Source organism: Enterobacter sp. CM29 (assembly GCF_013179605.1).
Classification (GTDB): domain Bacteria; phylum Pseudomonadota; class Gammaproteobacteria; order Enterobacterales; family Enterobacteriaceae; genus Enterobacter; species Enterobacter intestinihominis.
This window is the reverse complement of record NZ_JABMCU010000105.1, coordinates 1-15,375: the sequence shown is the minus strand read 5'-3', so window position 1 is coordinate 15,375 and position 15,375 is coordinate 1. Positions and strand designations below refer to the sequence as shown.

General features: G+C 56.0%; 12 protein-coding genes. 9 read left to right on the top strand and 3 right to left on the bottom strand.

Features of this window, described 5'->3' with window-relative positions; genetic code table 11:
- From HP459_RS13985 to rluA, 3 genes are all read left to right on the top strand, one after another.
- Nucleotides 1-1,391, top strand: a 1,391-nt coding sequence (locus HP459_RS13985; RefSeq protein WP_171936357.1) for a DNA polymerase II, incomplete at its 5' end; no start/stop codon positions are given.
- Between the two features lie 127 nt (nucleotides 1,392-1,518).
- The gene (rapA, locus tag HP459_RS13980) at nucleotides 1,519-4,425 is read left to right on the top strand and encodes an RNA polymerase-associated protein RapA (RefSeq protein WP_023299306.1); all 2,907 of its coding nucleotides are present in this window, start codon (nucleotides 1,519-1,521) and stop codon (nucleotides 4,423-4,425) included.
- A gap of 12 nt (nucleotides 4,426-4,437) precedes the next feature.
- Nucleotides 4,438-5,097: a bifunctional tRNA pseudouridine(32) synthase/23S rRNA pseudouridine(746) synthase RluA gene (gene rluA / locus HP459_RS13975; protein WP_058677767.1), complete on the top strand. Its 660-nt coding sequence runs from the start codon at nucleotides 4,438-4,440 to the stop codon at nucleotides 5,095-5,097.
- 31 nt (nucleotides 5,098-5,128) lie between these two features.
- Here rluA and djlA read toward each other — a convergent pair whose 3' ends face one another.
- The gene (gene djlA / locus HP459_RS13970; RefSeq protein ID WP_023299305.1) at nucleotides 5,129-5,944 is read right to left on the bottom strand and encodes a co-chaperone DjlA; all 816 of its coding nucleotides are present in this window, start codon (nucleotides 5,942-5,944) and stop codon (nucleotides 5,129-5,131) included.
- A gap of 239 nt (nucleotides 5,945-6,183) precedes the next feature.
- Here djlA and lptD point away from each other — a divergent pair, with 239 nt between their 5' ends.
- From lptD to apaH, 6 genes are read left to right on the top strand one after another with little or no spacing between them, the layout of a single operon-like run.
- Nucleotides 6,184-8,535 (top strand): LPS assembly protein LptD, encoded by a 2,352-nt coding sequence (gene lptD / locus HP459_RS13965; protein WP_045308053.1) that lies wholly within the window; start codon nucleotides 6,184-6,186, stop codon nucleotides 8,533-8,535.
- Between the two features lie 53 nt (nucleotides 8,536-8,588).
- On the top strand, nucleotides 8,589-9,875 hold the full coding sequence (surA, locus tag HP459_RS13960) for a peptidylprolyl isomerase SurA (RefSeq protein WP_003856417.1): 1,287 nt from the start codon (nucleotides 8,589-8,591) through the stop codon (nucleotides 9,873-9,875).
- Nucleotides 9,875-10,861: a 4-hydroxythreonine-4-phosphate dehydrogenase PdxA gene (gene pdxA / locus HP459_RS13955; RefSeq protein WP_022647019.1), complete on the top strand. Its 987-nt coding sequence runs from the start codon at nucleotides 9,875-9,877 to the stop codon at nucleotides 10,859-10,861. The genes surA and pdxA overlap by 1 nt, the downstream gene beginning before the upstream one ends.
- Nucleotides 10,858-11,679: a 16S rRNA (adenine(1518)-N(6)/adenine(1519)-N(6))-dimethyltransferase RsmA gene (gene rsmA, locus HP459_RS13950; RefSeq protein WP_003856423.1), complete on the top strand. Its 822-nt coding sequence runs from the start codon at nucleotides 10,858-10,860 to the stop codon at nucleotides 11,677-11,679. The genes pdxA and rsmA overlap by 4 nt, the downstream gene beginning before the upstream one ends.
- Before the next feature lie 3 nt (nucleotides 11,680-11,682).
- Nucleotides 11,683-12,060: a Co2+/Mg2+ efflux protein ApaG gene (gene apaG / locus HP459_RS13945; RefSeq protein WP_003856425.1), complete on the top strand. Its 378-nt coding sequence runs from the start codon at nucleotides 11,683-11,685 to the stop codon at nucleotides 12,058-12,060.
- A gap of 4 nt (nucleotides 12,061-12,064) precedes the next feature.
- On the top strand, nucleotides 12,065-12,913 hold the full coding sequence (apaH, locus tag HP459_RS13940) for a bis(5'-nucleosyl)-tetraphosphatase (symmetrical) ApaH (RefSeq protein ID WP_015572649.1): 849 nt from the start codon (nucleotides 12,065-12,067) through the stop codon (nucleotides 12,911-12,913).
- A 39-nt stretch (nucleotides 12,914-12,952) separates the two neighbouring features.
- Here the strand turns inward: apaH and folA are convergent, their stop codons facing one another.
- Complete coding sequence (gene folA / locus HP459_RS13935; protein WP_003856431.1) at nucleotides 12,953-13,432, bottom strand: type 3 dihydrofolate reductase; 480 nt, start codon at nucleotides 13,430-13,432, stop codon at nucleotides 12,953-12,955.
- 114 nt (nucleotides 13,433-13,546) lie between these two features.
- A partial coding sequence (gene kefC / locus HP459_RS13930) for a glutathione-regulated potassium-efflux system protein KefC (RefSeq protein WP_171936356.1) occupies nucleotides 13,547-15,375 on the bottom strand: 1,829 nt, incomplete at its 5' end.

Here is a 15,375-nt window from a genome sequence, read left to right as displayed (position 1 = left end):
TTAATGAGGATAAGCCGGCGCTCGCTACTTATAACCTGAAAGACTGTGAGCTGGTAACGCAGATTTTCCATAAAACCGAGATCATGCCCTTCCTGCTGGAACGCGCAACGGTAAACGGTCTCGCGGTCGACAGGCACGGCGGCTCGGTAGCGGCCTTCAGCCACCTCTATTTCCCGCGGATGCACCGGGCGGGCTATGTGGCCCCTAACCTCGGTGACGTGCCGCCGCAGGCCAGTCCCGGAGGTTACGTGATGGATTCACGGCCCGGGCTGTATGATTCGGTGCTGGTGCTGGATTATAAAAGTCTGTACCCGTCGATTATCCGCACATTTCTGATTGATCCGGTAGGGCTGGTCGAGGGGATGGCGCAGCCAGACGATGCGCACAGTACTGAAGGTTTTCTCGGGGCACGCTTCTCGCGCGAAAAACACTGCCTGCCTGAGATCGTGGGAAACATCTGGCACGGCCGCGACGAGGCAAAACGCCACGGCAACAAGCCGCTCTCACAGGCGCTGAAAATCATTATGAATGCCTTTTACGGGGTGCTGGGCACCAGCGCCTGCCGCTTCTTTGACCCGCGTCTGGCGTCGTCCATCACCATGCGCGGGCACGACATTATGCGCCAGACCAAAGCGTTGATTGAATCCCGGGGTTATGACGTTATTTATGGCGACACCGATTCCACCTTTGTCTGGCTGAAATCGGCCCATTCAGAAGACGACGCCGCGCAAATCGGCAAAGAACTGGTCGCCTTCGTGAACGCCTGGTGGCGCGAAAGTTTGCAAAAAGAGCGGTTAACCAGTGCGTTAGAGCTGGAGTTTGAAACCCATTTTGCCCGCTTTTTAATGCCGACCATTCGCGGGACCGACCAGGGCAGCAAGAAGCGCTACGCCGGACTGATTCAGGAAGGCGACAAGCAGCGGATGGTGTTTAAAGGGCTGGAGACAGTGCGCACCGACTGGACGCCGCTGGCACAGCAGTTTCAGCAAACCCTTTATCTGCGGGTGTTCCGCAATGAGCCGTATCAGGACTACGTGCGCGAGACGATAGCCAGCCTGATGGCAGGCGAACTTGACGCGCAGCTGGTGTATCGCAAGCGCCTGCGCCGCCCGCTGGCGGACTACCAGCGTAATGTTCCTCCGCACGTCCGCGCGGCGCGGCTGGCGGATGAAGAGAACGTTCGCCGGGGCCGCGCGCCGCAGTATCAGAACCGGGGAACGATCAAATACGTCTGGACAACGAACGGACCAGAACCCGTTGATTACCAGCAGTCTCCGCTCGATTACGATCACTACCTGACCCGCCAGCTTCAGCCTGTTGCGGAGGGAATTTTACCGTTCATCAACGACGACTTTGCTACACTAGTGACAGGACAACTTGGGCTATTTTGACGCGTGACGAAACCGTTGCCATCCAGTACCATAGCGCCCTTTCCATTCCCGGACCCATTTTTCGATGACCGTCTTTTTTGACGGGGTCGGACTATTGCCTGCAATTAAAGATTAGAGCCGAACAACTATGCCTTTTACACTTGGTCAACGCTGGATCAGCGATACAGAAAGCGAACTTGGATTAGGAACCGTCGTTGCCGTCGATGCGCGCATGGTTACCCTCCTTTTCCCTGCTACCGGTGAAAACCGCCTGTACGCTCGCAATGACTCCCCTGTTACCCGCGTAATGTTCAATCCGGGTGATACCGTGACCAGCCATGACGGCTGGCAACTGAAGGTTGAAGACGTAAAAGAAGAGAATGGACTGCTCGCCTACATCGGAACGCGTCTTGATACCGACGAGACGAATGTCATCCTGCGTGAAGTGCTGCTCGACAGCAAACTGGTGTTCAGCAAGCCGCAGGACCGTCTGTTTGCCGGGCAAATCGACCGAATGGATCGCTTCTCCCTGCGCTACCGCGCGCGTAAGTTCCAGAGTGAGCAGTACCGCATGCCGTGGAGCGGCCTGCGCGGTCAGCGTACCAGCCTTATTCCCCATCAGCTGAATATCGCCCATGACGTGGGCCGTCGCCATGCGCCTCGCGTGCTGCTGGCTGACGAAGTGGGCCTGGGTAAAACCATCGAAGCAGGCATGATCCTGCACCAGCAGCTGCTCTCTGGCGCTGCCGAGCGCGTGCTGATTGTGGTTCCAGAAACGCTGCAACATCAGTGGCTGGTTGAAATGCTGCGCCGCTTTAACCTGCGCTTCTCCCTGTTCGACGATGAGCGCTATGCCGAAGCCCAGCACGACGCGGACAACCCGTTTGAAACCGAACAGCTGGTCATTTGTTCCCTGGACTTCGTGCGCCGCAGCAAGCAGCGCCTGGAGCATCTGTGCGACGCTGAATGGGATCTGATGGTCGTCGACGAAGCGCACCACCTCGTCTGGAGCGAAGACGCGCCAAGCCGTGAATACATGGCGATTGAGCAGCTTGCCGAGCGCGTACCGGGCGTTCTGCTCCTGACCGCCACGCCGGAGCAGCTGGGTCTTGAGAGCCACTTCGCCCGTCTGCGTCTGCTCGATCCCAACCGTTTCCACGATTTTGAGCAGTTTGTTGAAGAGCAGAAAAACTACCGCCCGGTGGCGGACGCCGTCGCGCTGCTGCTGGCCGGTAATCGTCTCTCTAATGATGAGCTTAACACTCTCAGCGATCTGATTGGCGAGCAGGATATTGAGCCGCTGCTTCAGGCCGCGAACAGCGACAGCGATAATGCGGGATCCGCGCGTAAAGAGCTGATCGACATGCTGATGGATCGCCACGGTACCAGCCGCGTGCTGTTCCGTAACACCCGTAACGGCGTGAAAGGCTTCCCGAAACGCGAGCTGCACACCATCAAACTGCCGCTGCCGACCCAGTACCAGACGGCGATTAAAGTCTCCGGCATTATGGGCACCCGTAAATCTGCGGAAGATCGCGCGCGCGACATGCTCTACCCGGAGCAGATTTATCAGGAATTCGAAGGCGACACCGGCACCTGGTGGAACTTCGATCCGCGCGTGGAGTGGTTGATGGGCTACCTCACCGCTCACCGTTCCCAGAAAGTGCTGGTGATCTGCGCCAAAGCCGCTACCGCATTGCAGCTGGAGCAGGTTCTGCGTGAGCGCGAAGGCATTCGCGCCGCCGTGTTCCACGAAGGCATGTCCATAGTTGAGCGCGATCGTGCAGCAGCCTGGTTTGGTGAAGAGGACAGCGGCGCGCAGGTTCTGCTGTGCTCTGAAATCGGTTCTGAAGGCCGTAACTTCCAGTTCGCCAGCAATCTGGTGATGTTCGATCTGCCGTTTAACCCGGATCTGCTGGAGCAGCGTATCGGCCGTCTGGATCGTATCGGGCAGGCGCACGATATTCAGATCCACGTGCCGTATCTGGAGAAAACCGCCCAGTCCGTGCTGGTGCGCTGGTACCACGAAGGGCTGGACGCGTTTGAACACACCTGCCCGACCGGCCGCACCATTTACGATCAGGTCCATGGCGATCTGATCGGATACCTGGCCGCGCCTGAAAATAGTGAGGGCTTCGATGAGCTGATTAAATCCTGCCGTGAGAAGCACGACGCACTGAAAGCGCAGCTGGAGCAGGGTCGCGATCGCCTGCTGGAGATCCACTCCAACGGCGGTGAAAAAGCGCAGCAGCTGGCCGAAAGCATTGAAGAGCAGGACGACGACACCAGCCTGATCAGCTTCTCCATGAATCTGTTCGACATCGTCGGTATAAACCAGGACGATCGCGGCGAGAACATGATCGTGCTGACCCCGTCCGATCATATGCTGGTGCCGGATTTCCCGGGCCTGCCGGAAGACGGCTGCACAATCACCTTTGAGCGTGATGTGGCGCTGTCCCGCGAAGACGCACAGTTCATTACCTGGGAGCACCCGCTGATCCGCAACGGTCTGGATCTGATCCTCTCCGGCGATACCGGCAGCAGCACCATTTCCCTGTTGAAGAACAAAGCCTTGCCTGTGGGCACGCTGCTGGTGGAGCTGATCTACGTTGTGGAAGCGCAGGCGCCGAAACAGCTTCAGCTTAACCGCTTCCTCCCGCCAACGCCGGTGCGTCTGCTGCTGGATAAAAACGGTACGAATCTGGCCGGCCAGGTGGAGTTTGAAAGCTTCAACCGTCAGTTGAGCGCGGTGAACCGCCATACCGGCAGCAAGCTGGTGAATGCGGTGCAACAGGACGTGCATGCCATTCTGCAACTGGGTGAAACCCAGGCCGAAAAAGCGGCCAGAGTGCTGATTGATGCGGCGCGCAGCGAAGCCGATGAGAAGCTTTCTGCCGAGCTGTCGCGTCTGGAAGCGTTGAAAGCGGTGAACCCGAACATTCGTGACGATGAGCTGGCCGCAATTGAGAGCAACCGCCAGCAGGTGCTGGAAAGCCTGAATCAGGCGGGATGGCGTCTCGACGCCCTGCGTCTTATCGTTGTGACGCATCAGTAAGCGGAGCGCAAAATGGTAATGGAGCCCTACAATCCCCCGATGGATCCGTGGCTGGTCATTCTGTATCAGGACGAGCACATTATGGTGGTTAACAAGCCGAGCGGCCTGTTGTCTGTGCCGGGGCGTCTGGAAGAGCATAAAGACAGCGTGATGACGCGTATCCAGCGCGATTATCCCCAGGCCGAGTCTGTCCATCGTCTGGATATGGCGACCAGCGGCGTGATTGTGGTGGCTCTTAATAAGGCGGCAGAACGTGAGCTGAAGCGTCAGTTCCGCGAGCGCGAGCCGAAGAAGCAGTATGTCGCCCGCGTGTGGGGCCATCCGGCGCAGGCGGAAGGGCTGGTGGATTTACCGCTGATTTGCGACTGGCCGAACCGGCCAAAGCAGAAGGTGTGTTATGAAACCGGCAAGGCTGCGCAGACCGAGTATGAAGTGCTGGAGTACGCGCCGGATAATACCGCGCGCGTCCTGCTGAAGCCGATTACCGGGCGCTCCCATCAGCTGCGTGTGCATATGCTTGCGATGGGTCACCCGATTCTGGGTGACAGATTCTATGCGCCGCCGGAAGCGCTGGCGTTAGCGCCGCGCCTGCAACTGCATGCGCAGACGCTCACCATCACCCACCCTGCTTTCTGCAACGCCATGACGTTCAAAGCCCCGGTGGACTTCTGAAAAAATGGCCCGACACTGTCGGGCCATTTTTTTATTTAAAACCTTTCTGCTCTTTAATCAGCTCGTAGGCTTTCTGGATTTCCTGCGCTTTCTGTTTCGCCATCTCCATCATCTCAGGCGGCAGGCCTTTCGCCACCAGCTTATCCGGATGGTGCTCGCTCATCAGCTTACGATAGGCGCGTTTGATGGTCGTGACATCGTCAGAGGGCTTCACGCCGAGGACATTACAGGCATCTTCAAGCGTAGGACCACGCTGCGCCTGCTGCCAGCCGCCACCGGACGATTGCTGTTGATAACCGCCGCCAAAGTGCGCGCCGCCCTGCATCATGCGCAGGAACTGATCGAACTGCATGCGGGAAATGCCCAGCTCTTCAGCAATCACATACAGGACGTCCCGTTCATTCGGATGCAGAGAGCCATCCGCGAAGGCGGCCTGGATTTGAATTTCCAGAAACATCCGAATTAAATCAAAGCGCCCGAAGCAGATGCTACGGAACTGCCGCATTTTTTCACGCAGCGGGTAGTTATCCGCTTTACCAATCCTGAATGCATTCTGCGCCGCGACGCGGGATTCGCCGTGCAGATTCATGCGATCCATAAAGACGCTGGCAACCTGAATATCGGCTTCCGTTACGCGCCCTTTTGATTTGGTTAAGTGCCCCATCACCTCGAAGGTGGTGGAGAAAAAGAGTGACTGGCGCTCGCGCTGGTTGGCAAACCAGGCCATTTTGCGGCTGCGTGCTTTATCAAACATATGGCCGATAATGAGGCCAAGAACAACACCCCAGAATCCGGCACCCATAATAATTGCGAACGCAACGCCGATTATTTTACCCCAATACTGCATATACTCCCCGAATGGTCATGTTCCTGGCCGACGCAACGCCATCATTACAGTGGTCGCGCCACGGTCAATTGAGGGACATCGCCTATAATTTGCATTATCATACTCGTCATTCGATAGCGAGCCTAACACTCTGGCGCGCAAACGGGCAGGATTAACGCTGGTACTGCGCTGATGAGTAAGATAGTCTCTGAGCGTTTGTAAGCCGTAGCCACTGATGACGGAACAATAAAATACAACGTATGAAAAAACGTATCCCCACCCTTCTGGCCACAATGATTGGCACCGCCCTGTATAGCCAACAGGGGCTCGCAGCCGATCTCGCCTCGCAGTGTATGCTTGGCGTCCCAAGTTACAATCGCCCACTGGTGAAAGGCGATACGAATGACTTACCCGTCACCATTAATGCCGACAGCGCAAAAGGTAATTATCCTGACAATGCAACCTTTACGGGCAATGTCGATATTAACCAAGGTAACAGCCGTCTGCTGGCTGACGAAGTGCAATTGCACCAGAAGCAGCCGGAAGGTGCTCAGGCGCCTGTCCGTACGGTGGATGCGCTGGGTAATGTGCACTATGACGACAATCAGGTCATCCTGAAAGGTCCGAAAGCCTGGTCGAATCTGAATACCAAAGACACCAACGTCTGGGAAGGTGATTATCAGATGGTCGGTCGTCAGGGGCGCGGTACCGCAGACCTGATGAAGCAGCGCGGCGAGAACCGCTACACCATTCTCGAAAACGGCTCGTTTACGTCCTGTTTGCCAGGGTCAAATACCTGGAGCGTTGTGGGCAGCGAAGTGATCCACGACCGTGAAGAACAGGTTGCAGAGATCTGGAACGCCCGTTTTAAACTCGGCCCGGTGCCCATTTTCTATAGTCCTTACCTGCAACTGCCTGTGGGTGACAAACGTCGTTCAGGCTTCCTGATCCCGAACGCCAAGTACAGCACGTCGAACTACTTTGAGTTCTACCTGCCGTACTACTGGAACATTGCGCCCAACATGGACGCCACGATCACGCCGCACTACATCCATAAGCGCGGTAACATCATGTGGGAGAACGAATTCCGCTATCTGACCAAAGCGGGCGCGGGCCTGATGGAGTTTGATTATCTGCCATCAGATAAGGTGTTCCAGGACGAACATCCGAGCGAAGGTGATAAGCACCGCTGGATGTACTACTGGAAGCACGCCGGGGTATTGGATCAGGTGTGGCGCTTCAACATCGACTACACCAAAGTCAGCGATCCGTATTACTTCAACGACTTCGACTCTAAATACGGGTCCAGTACCGACGGTTACGCCACGCAGAAATTCAGCGTGGGCTACGCCATTGAGAACTTTGACGCGACGGTGTCGACCAAGCAGTTCCAGGTATTTGATACGCAATCGCGTAGTACCTATGGTGCAGAGCCGCAGCTGGACGTGAACTGGTACCAGAACGATGTGGGTCCTTTCGACACGCACGTTTACGCTCAGGCGGTCCATTTCGTCAACACCAACTCGGATATGCCGGAATCAACGCGTCTGCATATCGAGCCGACGATCAATCTGCCGTGGTCAAACGACTGGGCAAGCCTGAATACCGAAGCCAAGCTGATGGCCACCCACTATCAGCAGAAAAATCTGGACTGGTATAACAAACGCTATGGCACCGATCTTGAAGAGTCGGTAAACCGTACGCTTCCGCAATTCAAAATGGACGGGAAGCTGATTTTCGAACGTGACATGGCTCTTCTCGCGGATGGATACACCCAGACGCTTGAGCCACGTATGCAGTATCTGTACGTGCCTTATCGCGATCAGAGCAAAATTCAAAACTACGACTCGTCCTTCCTGCAATCAGACTACAGCGGCCTGTTCCGGGATCGTACCTACGGCGGCCTTGACCGTATTGCGTCTGCTAACCAGTTAACGACCGGCGTCACAACGCGCGTTTATGATGATGCTGCCGTTGAACGTTTTAACGTTTCTGTTGGTCAAATCTACTATTTCACCGAGTCTCGTACCGGTGATGACGACATTAACTGGGAGAAAGACAACAAAACGGGCTCACTGGTATGGGCGGGCGACACCTACTGGCGTATGACGGATCGTTGGGGTCTGCGCGGTGGTGTTCAGTACGATACACGACTGGACAATATCGCGACGGGCAGCGCTGCCATCGAATATCGTCGTGATGAAGATCGCATGTTGCAGTTGACGTACCGTTACGCCAGCCCGGAGTATATCCAGGCGACACTGCCAAACTATGCGAATACAGACCAATACAAAGACGGTATTTCACAGGTGGGTACCGCCGCGAGCTGGCCTATCGCCGATCGTTGGTCAGTCGTCGGAGCCTACTACTATGACACGAATGCCCAAAAACCTGCTGACCAGATGCTGGGTCTGCAATATAACTCCTGCTGTTACGCAATACGTGTCGGTTACGAACGCAAACTTAACGGCTGGGATACGCAAAACAGTCAGGGCAAATACGATAACGTGATTGGCTTTAATATCGAGTTGCGCGGCCTGAGCTCTAACTACGGTCTGGGCACGCAGCAGATGCTGCGCTCGAACATTCTGCCGTATCGTAGTTCATTGTAATGTGCTTGATTTACAACGTAATCCGCTTTGCGGTTAATTGAAATGGAAAAAGTATGAAGAACTGGAAAACGCTGCTACTCGGTGTCGCTATGGTTGCGAATACCAGCTTCGCGGCCCCACAGGTTGTCGATAAAGTCGCGGCTGTGGTTAACAACGGCGTCGTGCTTGAAAGTGACGTTGACGGTTTGATGAAATCTGTAAAGCTCAACTCGGGCCAGGCAGGTCAACAACTTCCGGATGACGCTACGCTGCGCCACCAGATCCTGGAACGTCTGATCATGGATCAGATTGTCCTGCAAATGGGCCAGAAAATGGGTGTGAAGATCTCTGACGAGCAGCTCGATCAGGCGATCGCTAACATTGCAAAGCAGAACAACATTACCCCGGACCAGATGCGTAGCCGCCTGGCCTATGACGGCATCAGCTATGCCACCTACCGTAATCAGATCCGTAAAGAGATGCTGATTTCAGAAGTGCGTAACAATGAAGTCCGTCGCCGCGTCACCATCCTGCCTCAGGAAGTGGATGCCCTGGCGAAACAGGTGGGTAATCAGAATGATGCCAGCACTGAACTTAACCTGAGCCACATCCTGATCCCACTGCCGGAAAACCCAACCTCCGATCAGGCGGCTGAGGCGGAAAGTCAGGCGCGCGCTATCGTTGAGCAGGCGCGTAATGGCGATGACTTCGGCAAACTGGCGATCACCTACTCTGCTGACCAGCAGGCGCTGAAAGGCGGCCAGATGGGCTGGGGCCGTATTCAGGAGCTGCCATCCCTGTTTGCCCAGGCGCTGAGCACGGCGAAGAAAGGCGACATCGTCGGTCCAATCCGTTCCGGTGTGGGCTTCCACATTCTGAAAGTGAACGACCTGCGCGGTCAGAGCCAGAACATTTCGGTTACCGAAGTGCATGCGCGCCATATCCTGCTCAAACCGTCTCCGATCATGACTGACGATCAGGCCCGTGCGAAGCTGGAACAGATCGCCGCAGACATCAAGAGCGGTAAAACCACCTTCGATAAAGCGGCAAAAGAGTTCTCTCAGGATCCTGGCTCTGCAAACCAGGGCGGTGACCTGGGCTGGGCTGCAGCCGATATCTACGATCCGGCTTTCCGCGATGCGTTAATGAAGCTGAATAAGGGTCAGATGAGCGCGCCAGTGCACTCCTCCTTCGGCTGGCATCTGATCCAGCTGATGGACACGCGCAACGTGGATAAAACCGACGCGGCGCAGAAAGATCGTGCGTATCGGATGCTGTTTAACCGTAAGTTCTCTGAAGAAGCCGCAACCTGGATGCAGGAACAACGCGCCAGCGCTTACGTGAAAGTGTTGAGCAACTAATGAAACCGCATCGTGTTGTGATCACTCCCGGCGAACCCGCCGGGATTGGGCCTGACCTTGTGGTTCAGCTCGCCCAGCGCAGCTGGCCGGTAGAGTTGGTTGTTTGCGCAGATGCAACACTGTTACAAGACCGGGCAGCCTTGCTCGGTCTGCCTTTAACGCTCCTCCCTTACGTTGAAGGCCAACAGCCCGCACCGCAGCAGGCTGGTACTCTCACCCTGCTTTCAGTTCCGCTCCGTGCACCTGTTGTCCCCGGTGAGTTACACATCGAAAACGGCCACTACGTTGTCGAGACGCTGGCGCGCGCCTGTGACGGTTGCCTTCAGGGCGAATTTGCAGCCCTGATCACCGGTCCGGTGCATAAAGGCGTAATCAACGACGCGGGCATTCCGTTTACCGGGCATACCGAATTTTTCGAAGAGCGTTCGCACAGCCCGAAAGTGGTGATGATGCTGGCAACCGAAGCAATGCGCGTTGCGCTGGTAACAACGCACCTGCCGATCAAAGCCATTCCGGATGCCATTACGCCTGAACTCCTGCGTGAGATCATTGGCATTTTGCATCACGATCTGCAAACCAAATTCGGTATTCCGCAGCCGCATGTGCTGGTTTGCGGCCTGAATCCGCACGCGGGTGAGGGCGGACATATGGGCACTGAAGAGATCGACACCATCATTCCGGTGCTTGAGGAGATGCGGGCGAAGGGGATGAACCTCAGCGGGCCACTGCCTGCCGACACTCTTTTCCAGCCCAAATACCTGGATAAAGCCGATGCCGTACTCGCGATGTACCACGATCAGGGTCTGCCCGTGCTAAAATACCAGGGATTTGGTCGCGGGGTGAATATCACCCTCGGCTTACCCTTTATTCGAACGTCCGTTGACCACGGTACTGCGCTGGATCTGGCAGGCCAGGGAAAAGCGGATGTCGGCAGTTTTATCACGGCGCTTAATCTCGCCATCAAAATGATTGTTAATACTCAATGACTAATCGAGTCCATCAGGGCCACTTAGCCCGTAAACGCTTCGGGCAAAACTTCCTCAACGATCAGTTTGTGATCGACAGTATCGTTTCTGCCATTAATCCGCAGAAAGGCCAGGCCATGGTCGAAATCGGCCCGGGTCTTGCCGCGCTGACCGAGCCGGTAGGCGAACGCCTTGACGAACTGACCGTTATCGAACTCGACCGCGATCTGGCCGCGCGTCTGCAAACGCACCCTTTCCTCGGGCCGAAGCTGACGATTTATCAGCAGGATGCGATGACCATGAACTTTGGCGAACTGTCAGAAAAAATGGGACAGCCGCTGCGCGTGTTCGGTAACCTGCCGTACAACATCTCCACCCCGCTGATGTTCCATCTGTTTAGCTATACTGATGCCATTGCCGACATGCACTTCATGTTGCAAAAAGAGGTCGTTAACCGTCTGGTTGCAGGGCCGAACAGTAAAGCGTATGGTCGTTTAAGCGTGATGGCGCAATATTACTGCAACGTGATCCCGGTATTAGAAGTACCGCCTTCCGCGTTCACGCCACCGCCAAAGGTAGATTCTGCGGTTGTGCGCCTGGTGCCACATAAAACGATGCCGTACCCGGTCAAAGACCTGCGCGTGCTGAGCCGTATCACGACAGAAGCCTTTAACCAGCGCCGTAAAACGATTCGTAACAGCCTTGGCAATCTGTTTACCGTTGACGTATTAGCTGAGTTGGGCATCGACCCGGCAATGCGTGCGGAAAATATTTCCGTAGAGCAGTACTGCAAGCTGGCTAATTACATCAGCGACAATGCGCCGCCGAAGGAGAGCTAAGCCATGATTGATTCGCCCCGCGTCTGTGTTCAGGTTCAAAGCGTCTACATTGAGTCCCAATCCACACCGGATGAAGAACGTTTTGTCTTTGCTTATACCGTAACCATTCGCAATCTGGGGCGGATGCCTGTGCAACTGCTCGGGCGCTACTGGCTTATCACCAACGGCAATGGCCGCGAAATTGAAGTCCAGGGTGAAGGTGTGGTCGGTGAACAACCCCATATCGCCCCTGGCGAAGAGTATCAGTACACCAGCGGCGCGGTCATTGAAACGCCGCTGGGTACCATGCAAGGCCATTATGAAATGGTCGATGCCGACGGCAATGCTTTCCGCATTGCTATTCCCGTATTCCGTCTCGCCGTACCTACACTTATTCATTAATCTAATGTCTACATATCTGATTGGCGACGTTCACGGTTGCTACGATGAACTGATCGCATTATTAAAACAGGTCGACTTCACCCCCGGGCAGGACACGCTCTGGCTGACGGGCGACTTAGTGGCGCGCGGTCCCGGTTCCCTGGACGTCCTCCGCTATGTCAAATCGCTGGGTGACAGCGTGCGCATGGTGCTGGGCAACCACGATCTGCATCTGCTGGCCGTATACGCCGGGATCAGCCGTAATAAGCCGAAAGATCGCATTACCCCCCTGCTGGAAGCACCGGATGCCGATGAGTTGCTCAACTGGCTGCGTCGCCAGCCACTGCTACAGATTGACGAAGAGAAAAAGCTGGTGATGGCTCATGCCGGCATCACGCCTCAGTGGGATCTTGAGACGGCAAAAACCTGTGCGCGCGACGCCGAAGCGGTGCTGGCGAGCGACTCCTACCCGTTCTTCCTTGATGCGATGTACGGCGACATGCCGAATAACTGGAGTGATGACCTCAGCGGCCTGGCGCGGCTACGTTTTATCACCAATGCTTTTACGCGGATGCGCTACTGCTTCCCGAACGGGCAGCTGGATATGTATTGCAAAGATACGCCGGAAAATGCCCCTGCGCCGCTTAAGCCATGGTTTGCGATTCCGGGCCCCGTGACAAACGAATATAGCGTGGTATTTGGGCACTGGGCATCACTGGAAGGAAAAGGCACCCCGGAAAATATCTATGCGCTGGATACCGGATGCTGCTGGGGCGGGGATTTAACCTGCTTACGCTGGGAAGATAAAACCTACTTTGTCCAGCCATCCAACCGACAGCTGGATTTAGGCGAGGGAGAGGCGGTCGCCTCCTGAAGATGTTTATCCTCTCCCTTTGGGGAGAGGATAAAAACGTTAACGACGTTCCAGAATTTCGAAGCAGTAGCTGTGCGAGTTCTGCGCATCCGCATCGTGAAACTCACTGAATACGGACTCCCACTCGTCCGGATCGTAATCCGGAAAATGGGTATCCCCTTCCACTTCCGCATCAATGTGCGTCAGATACAGTTTCTGCGCTTTTGGCAGGAACTGCTCATACACGCGACCACCACCGATCACCATGATCTCTTCGGCATCGCCGCAGGCGGCAATCGCTTCATCAACGGATTTCACCCACTGCACGCGATCGTCAGTGCCCGGCTGGCTACTGATCACAATATTCTTACGACCCGGCAATGGACGACCAATCGACTCCCAGGTCAGGCGGCCCATCACTACCGGCTTGTTTAACGTAGTACGTTTAAACCATGCGAGATCGGCAGGCAGGTTCCACGGCATGGCGTTTTCCATGCCGATAACGCGGTCTACCGCCAGCGCTGCAATCAGACTGATCATTGAAAATTTCCCGGATGCAAAAAATTGCCGCCACTATACGGAAAGCTTAATCTTTCGTCGACTGGCGGCAGGGTAAAGAATTAGAAATTTTTTAATATTGCTGGCAACTCCACTTCACGCAGAGGGTTTACTCTCCGGTTCATCCGCAGGATCACCGGTATGCTTGCCCTCTTCCGTCCCTTGCCAGCCGTGGCGCTGAACCAGCGACAGGTGATTACGATCCTCGTTGATGATTTCCGTCAGCATGGTGCTGGTGCGTTTAAACACCGCTGCGCGTTCGGTTGCCGTACTGCTCGCCATCGCCACCATCTCTTCCACCATATCATGGTTAAAGCGGCGGAACAGATCGGCACGTTCACGCGCTTCATACGCACCAAGCCCCAGACTTTCCAGCGCCATGCGGCCAGATTTGAGCGCCCCTTCGAAGGTTTCACGTTCAGGGGCTGCCACCCCCGCCTGGCGCAGCTGGATGTAATGATCCACATCGCGCGCGCGGGAAATAATCGTCAGGTTAGGGAAGTGCTCCTTCGCCAGCGCCACCATCTCCATGCTGGCCTTCGGATCGTCGATGGCGTTAATCAACACCTCGGCTTTCGCCGCTCCCGCCGACTCCAGCAGATCGACACGGGTTGCATCGCCGTAGAAGACCTTCATGTCGAATTTGCGCAGGGTATCCACATGGTCAGGATCGTGATCGAGGATAACCATTTTCACACCGCTGGAGAGCAGTAAACGGCCGGCGATCTGCCCGAAGCGGCCAAATCCGGCGATGATCACGCGAGGCTGCTCCTCGTCGATCTCATCGGCTTCTCGCTCCTGTTCGCTTCCCGTTTTTTCCCGACGCGTCAGCAGCACCAGCAGAATTGGCGTTGCGGCCATCGACAGCGCGACCGCCAGCGTCAGCGCTTTTGCCCATTCCGGATCGAGTACATCTGCCATCTGCGCTGCGCCAAAGACCACGAAAGCAAACTCACTCCCCTGCCCCAGCAGCACAGCAAACCAGCGGCGTTGCGGTTTTGGCACGTTTAACGGTCGGGCAATCAGCCACAGCATCGCCATTTTAATGACCAGGAAACCCACCAGCAGAATGATGATGCGCAGCGGGTGGGTTACCAGCGTCCCGAAGTCGATAGACATCCCGACGCCGATGAAAAACAGCCCAAGCAGCAATCCTTTAAACGGCTCGATATCGCTTTCCAGCGCGTGACGATATTCGGAGCTTGCCAGTAAGACCCCTGCGAGGAAAGCGCCCATCGCCATCGACAGCCCAGCCTCTTCAAGCAGCAATCCAAAACCAAACACCAGGAATAACGCAACGGCGCTGAATACTTCGCGCAGGCCAGAGCGAGCCACAAAGCGCAGCAACGGACGCGTTACGTAGCGCCCCAGAAGAATTACCAGCGCCAGCGCACCGACAACCTTCAGCGCAGATAAGGCAAATGCCCCCAGCGTCGTTGAAGCGCCGCTGGTTGCCAGCAGCGGGATCATCGCTACCAGCGGGATGGCGGCAATATCCTGGAACAGCAGTACGGAGAAGGTGCTGCGCCCCATTTGCGAGACCGTCAGGTTACGTTCGTTCATTGCCTGCATGGCAATCGCCGTCGAGGAGAGCGCCAGCGTCATGCCAATCAGCTCTGCGACTTTCCACTCCATCCCCAGCAAAATGCAGAACCCGCCCAACAGCAGACCGCAGGCCAGCATTTGCAAAGCGCCACCGCCAAACACCGAGGCGCGCAGTTTCCACAGCCGCTGCGGATCCAATTCCAGGCCAATCACAAACAGCATCAGCACCACGCCGATTTCCGCAAAATGCAGGATTGACTCGGCATCCGTCACCAGCCGAAAGCCCCAGGGGCCAATCACACACCCGGCAATCAGATAGCCGAGCACCGAGCCCAGCCCCAGACGGACCGCCACGGGCACAATTAATGCCGCCGCACCGA

Excerpts from the sequence above, each read along its gene's own strand:
- apaG (WP_003856425.1), top strand. The coding sequence starts at position 11,683 with ATGATTGATTCGCCCCGCGTCTGTGTTCAGGTTCAAAGCGTCTACATT.
- apaH (WP_015572649.1), top strand. The coding sequence starts at position 12,065 with ATGTCTACATATCTGATTGGCGACGTTCACGGTTGCTACGATGAACTG.
- djlA (WP_023299305.1), bottom strand. The coding sequence starts at position 5,944 with ATGCAGTATTGGGGTAAAATAATCGGCGTTGCGTTCGCAATTATTATG.
- rsmA (WP_003856423.1), top strand. The coding sequence starts at position 10,858 with ATGACTAATCGAGTCCATCAGGGCCACTTAGCCCGTAAACGCTTCGGG.
- rluA (WP_058677767.1), top strand. The coding sequence starts at position 4,438 with ATGGTAATGGAGCCCTACAATCCCCCGATGGATCCGTGGCTGGTCATT.
- pdxA (WP_022647019.1), top strand. The coding sequence starts at position 9,875 with ATGAAACCGCATCGTGTTGTGATCACTCCCGGCGAACCCGCCGGGATT.
- folA (WP_003856431.1), bottom strand. The coding sequence starts at position 13,432 with ATGATCAGTCTGATTGCAGCGCTGGCGGTAGACCGCGTTATCGGCATG.
- rapA (WP_023299306.1), top strand. The coding sequence starts at position 1,519 with ATGCCTTTTACACTTGGTCAACGCTGGATCAGCGATACAGAAAGCGAA.
- surA (WP_003856417.1), top strand. The coding sequence starts at position 8,589 with ATGAAGAACTGGAAAACGCTGCTACTCGGTGTCGCTATGGTTGCGAAT.
- lptD (WP_045308053.1), top strand. The coding sequence starts at position 6,184 with ATGAAAAAACGTATCCCCACCCTTCTGGCCACAATGATTGGCACCGCC.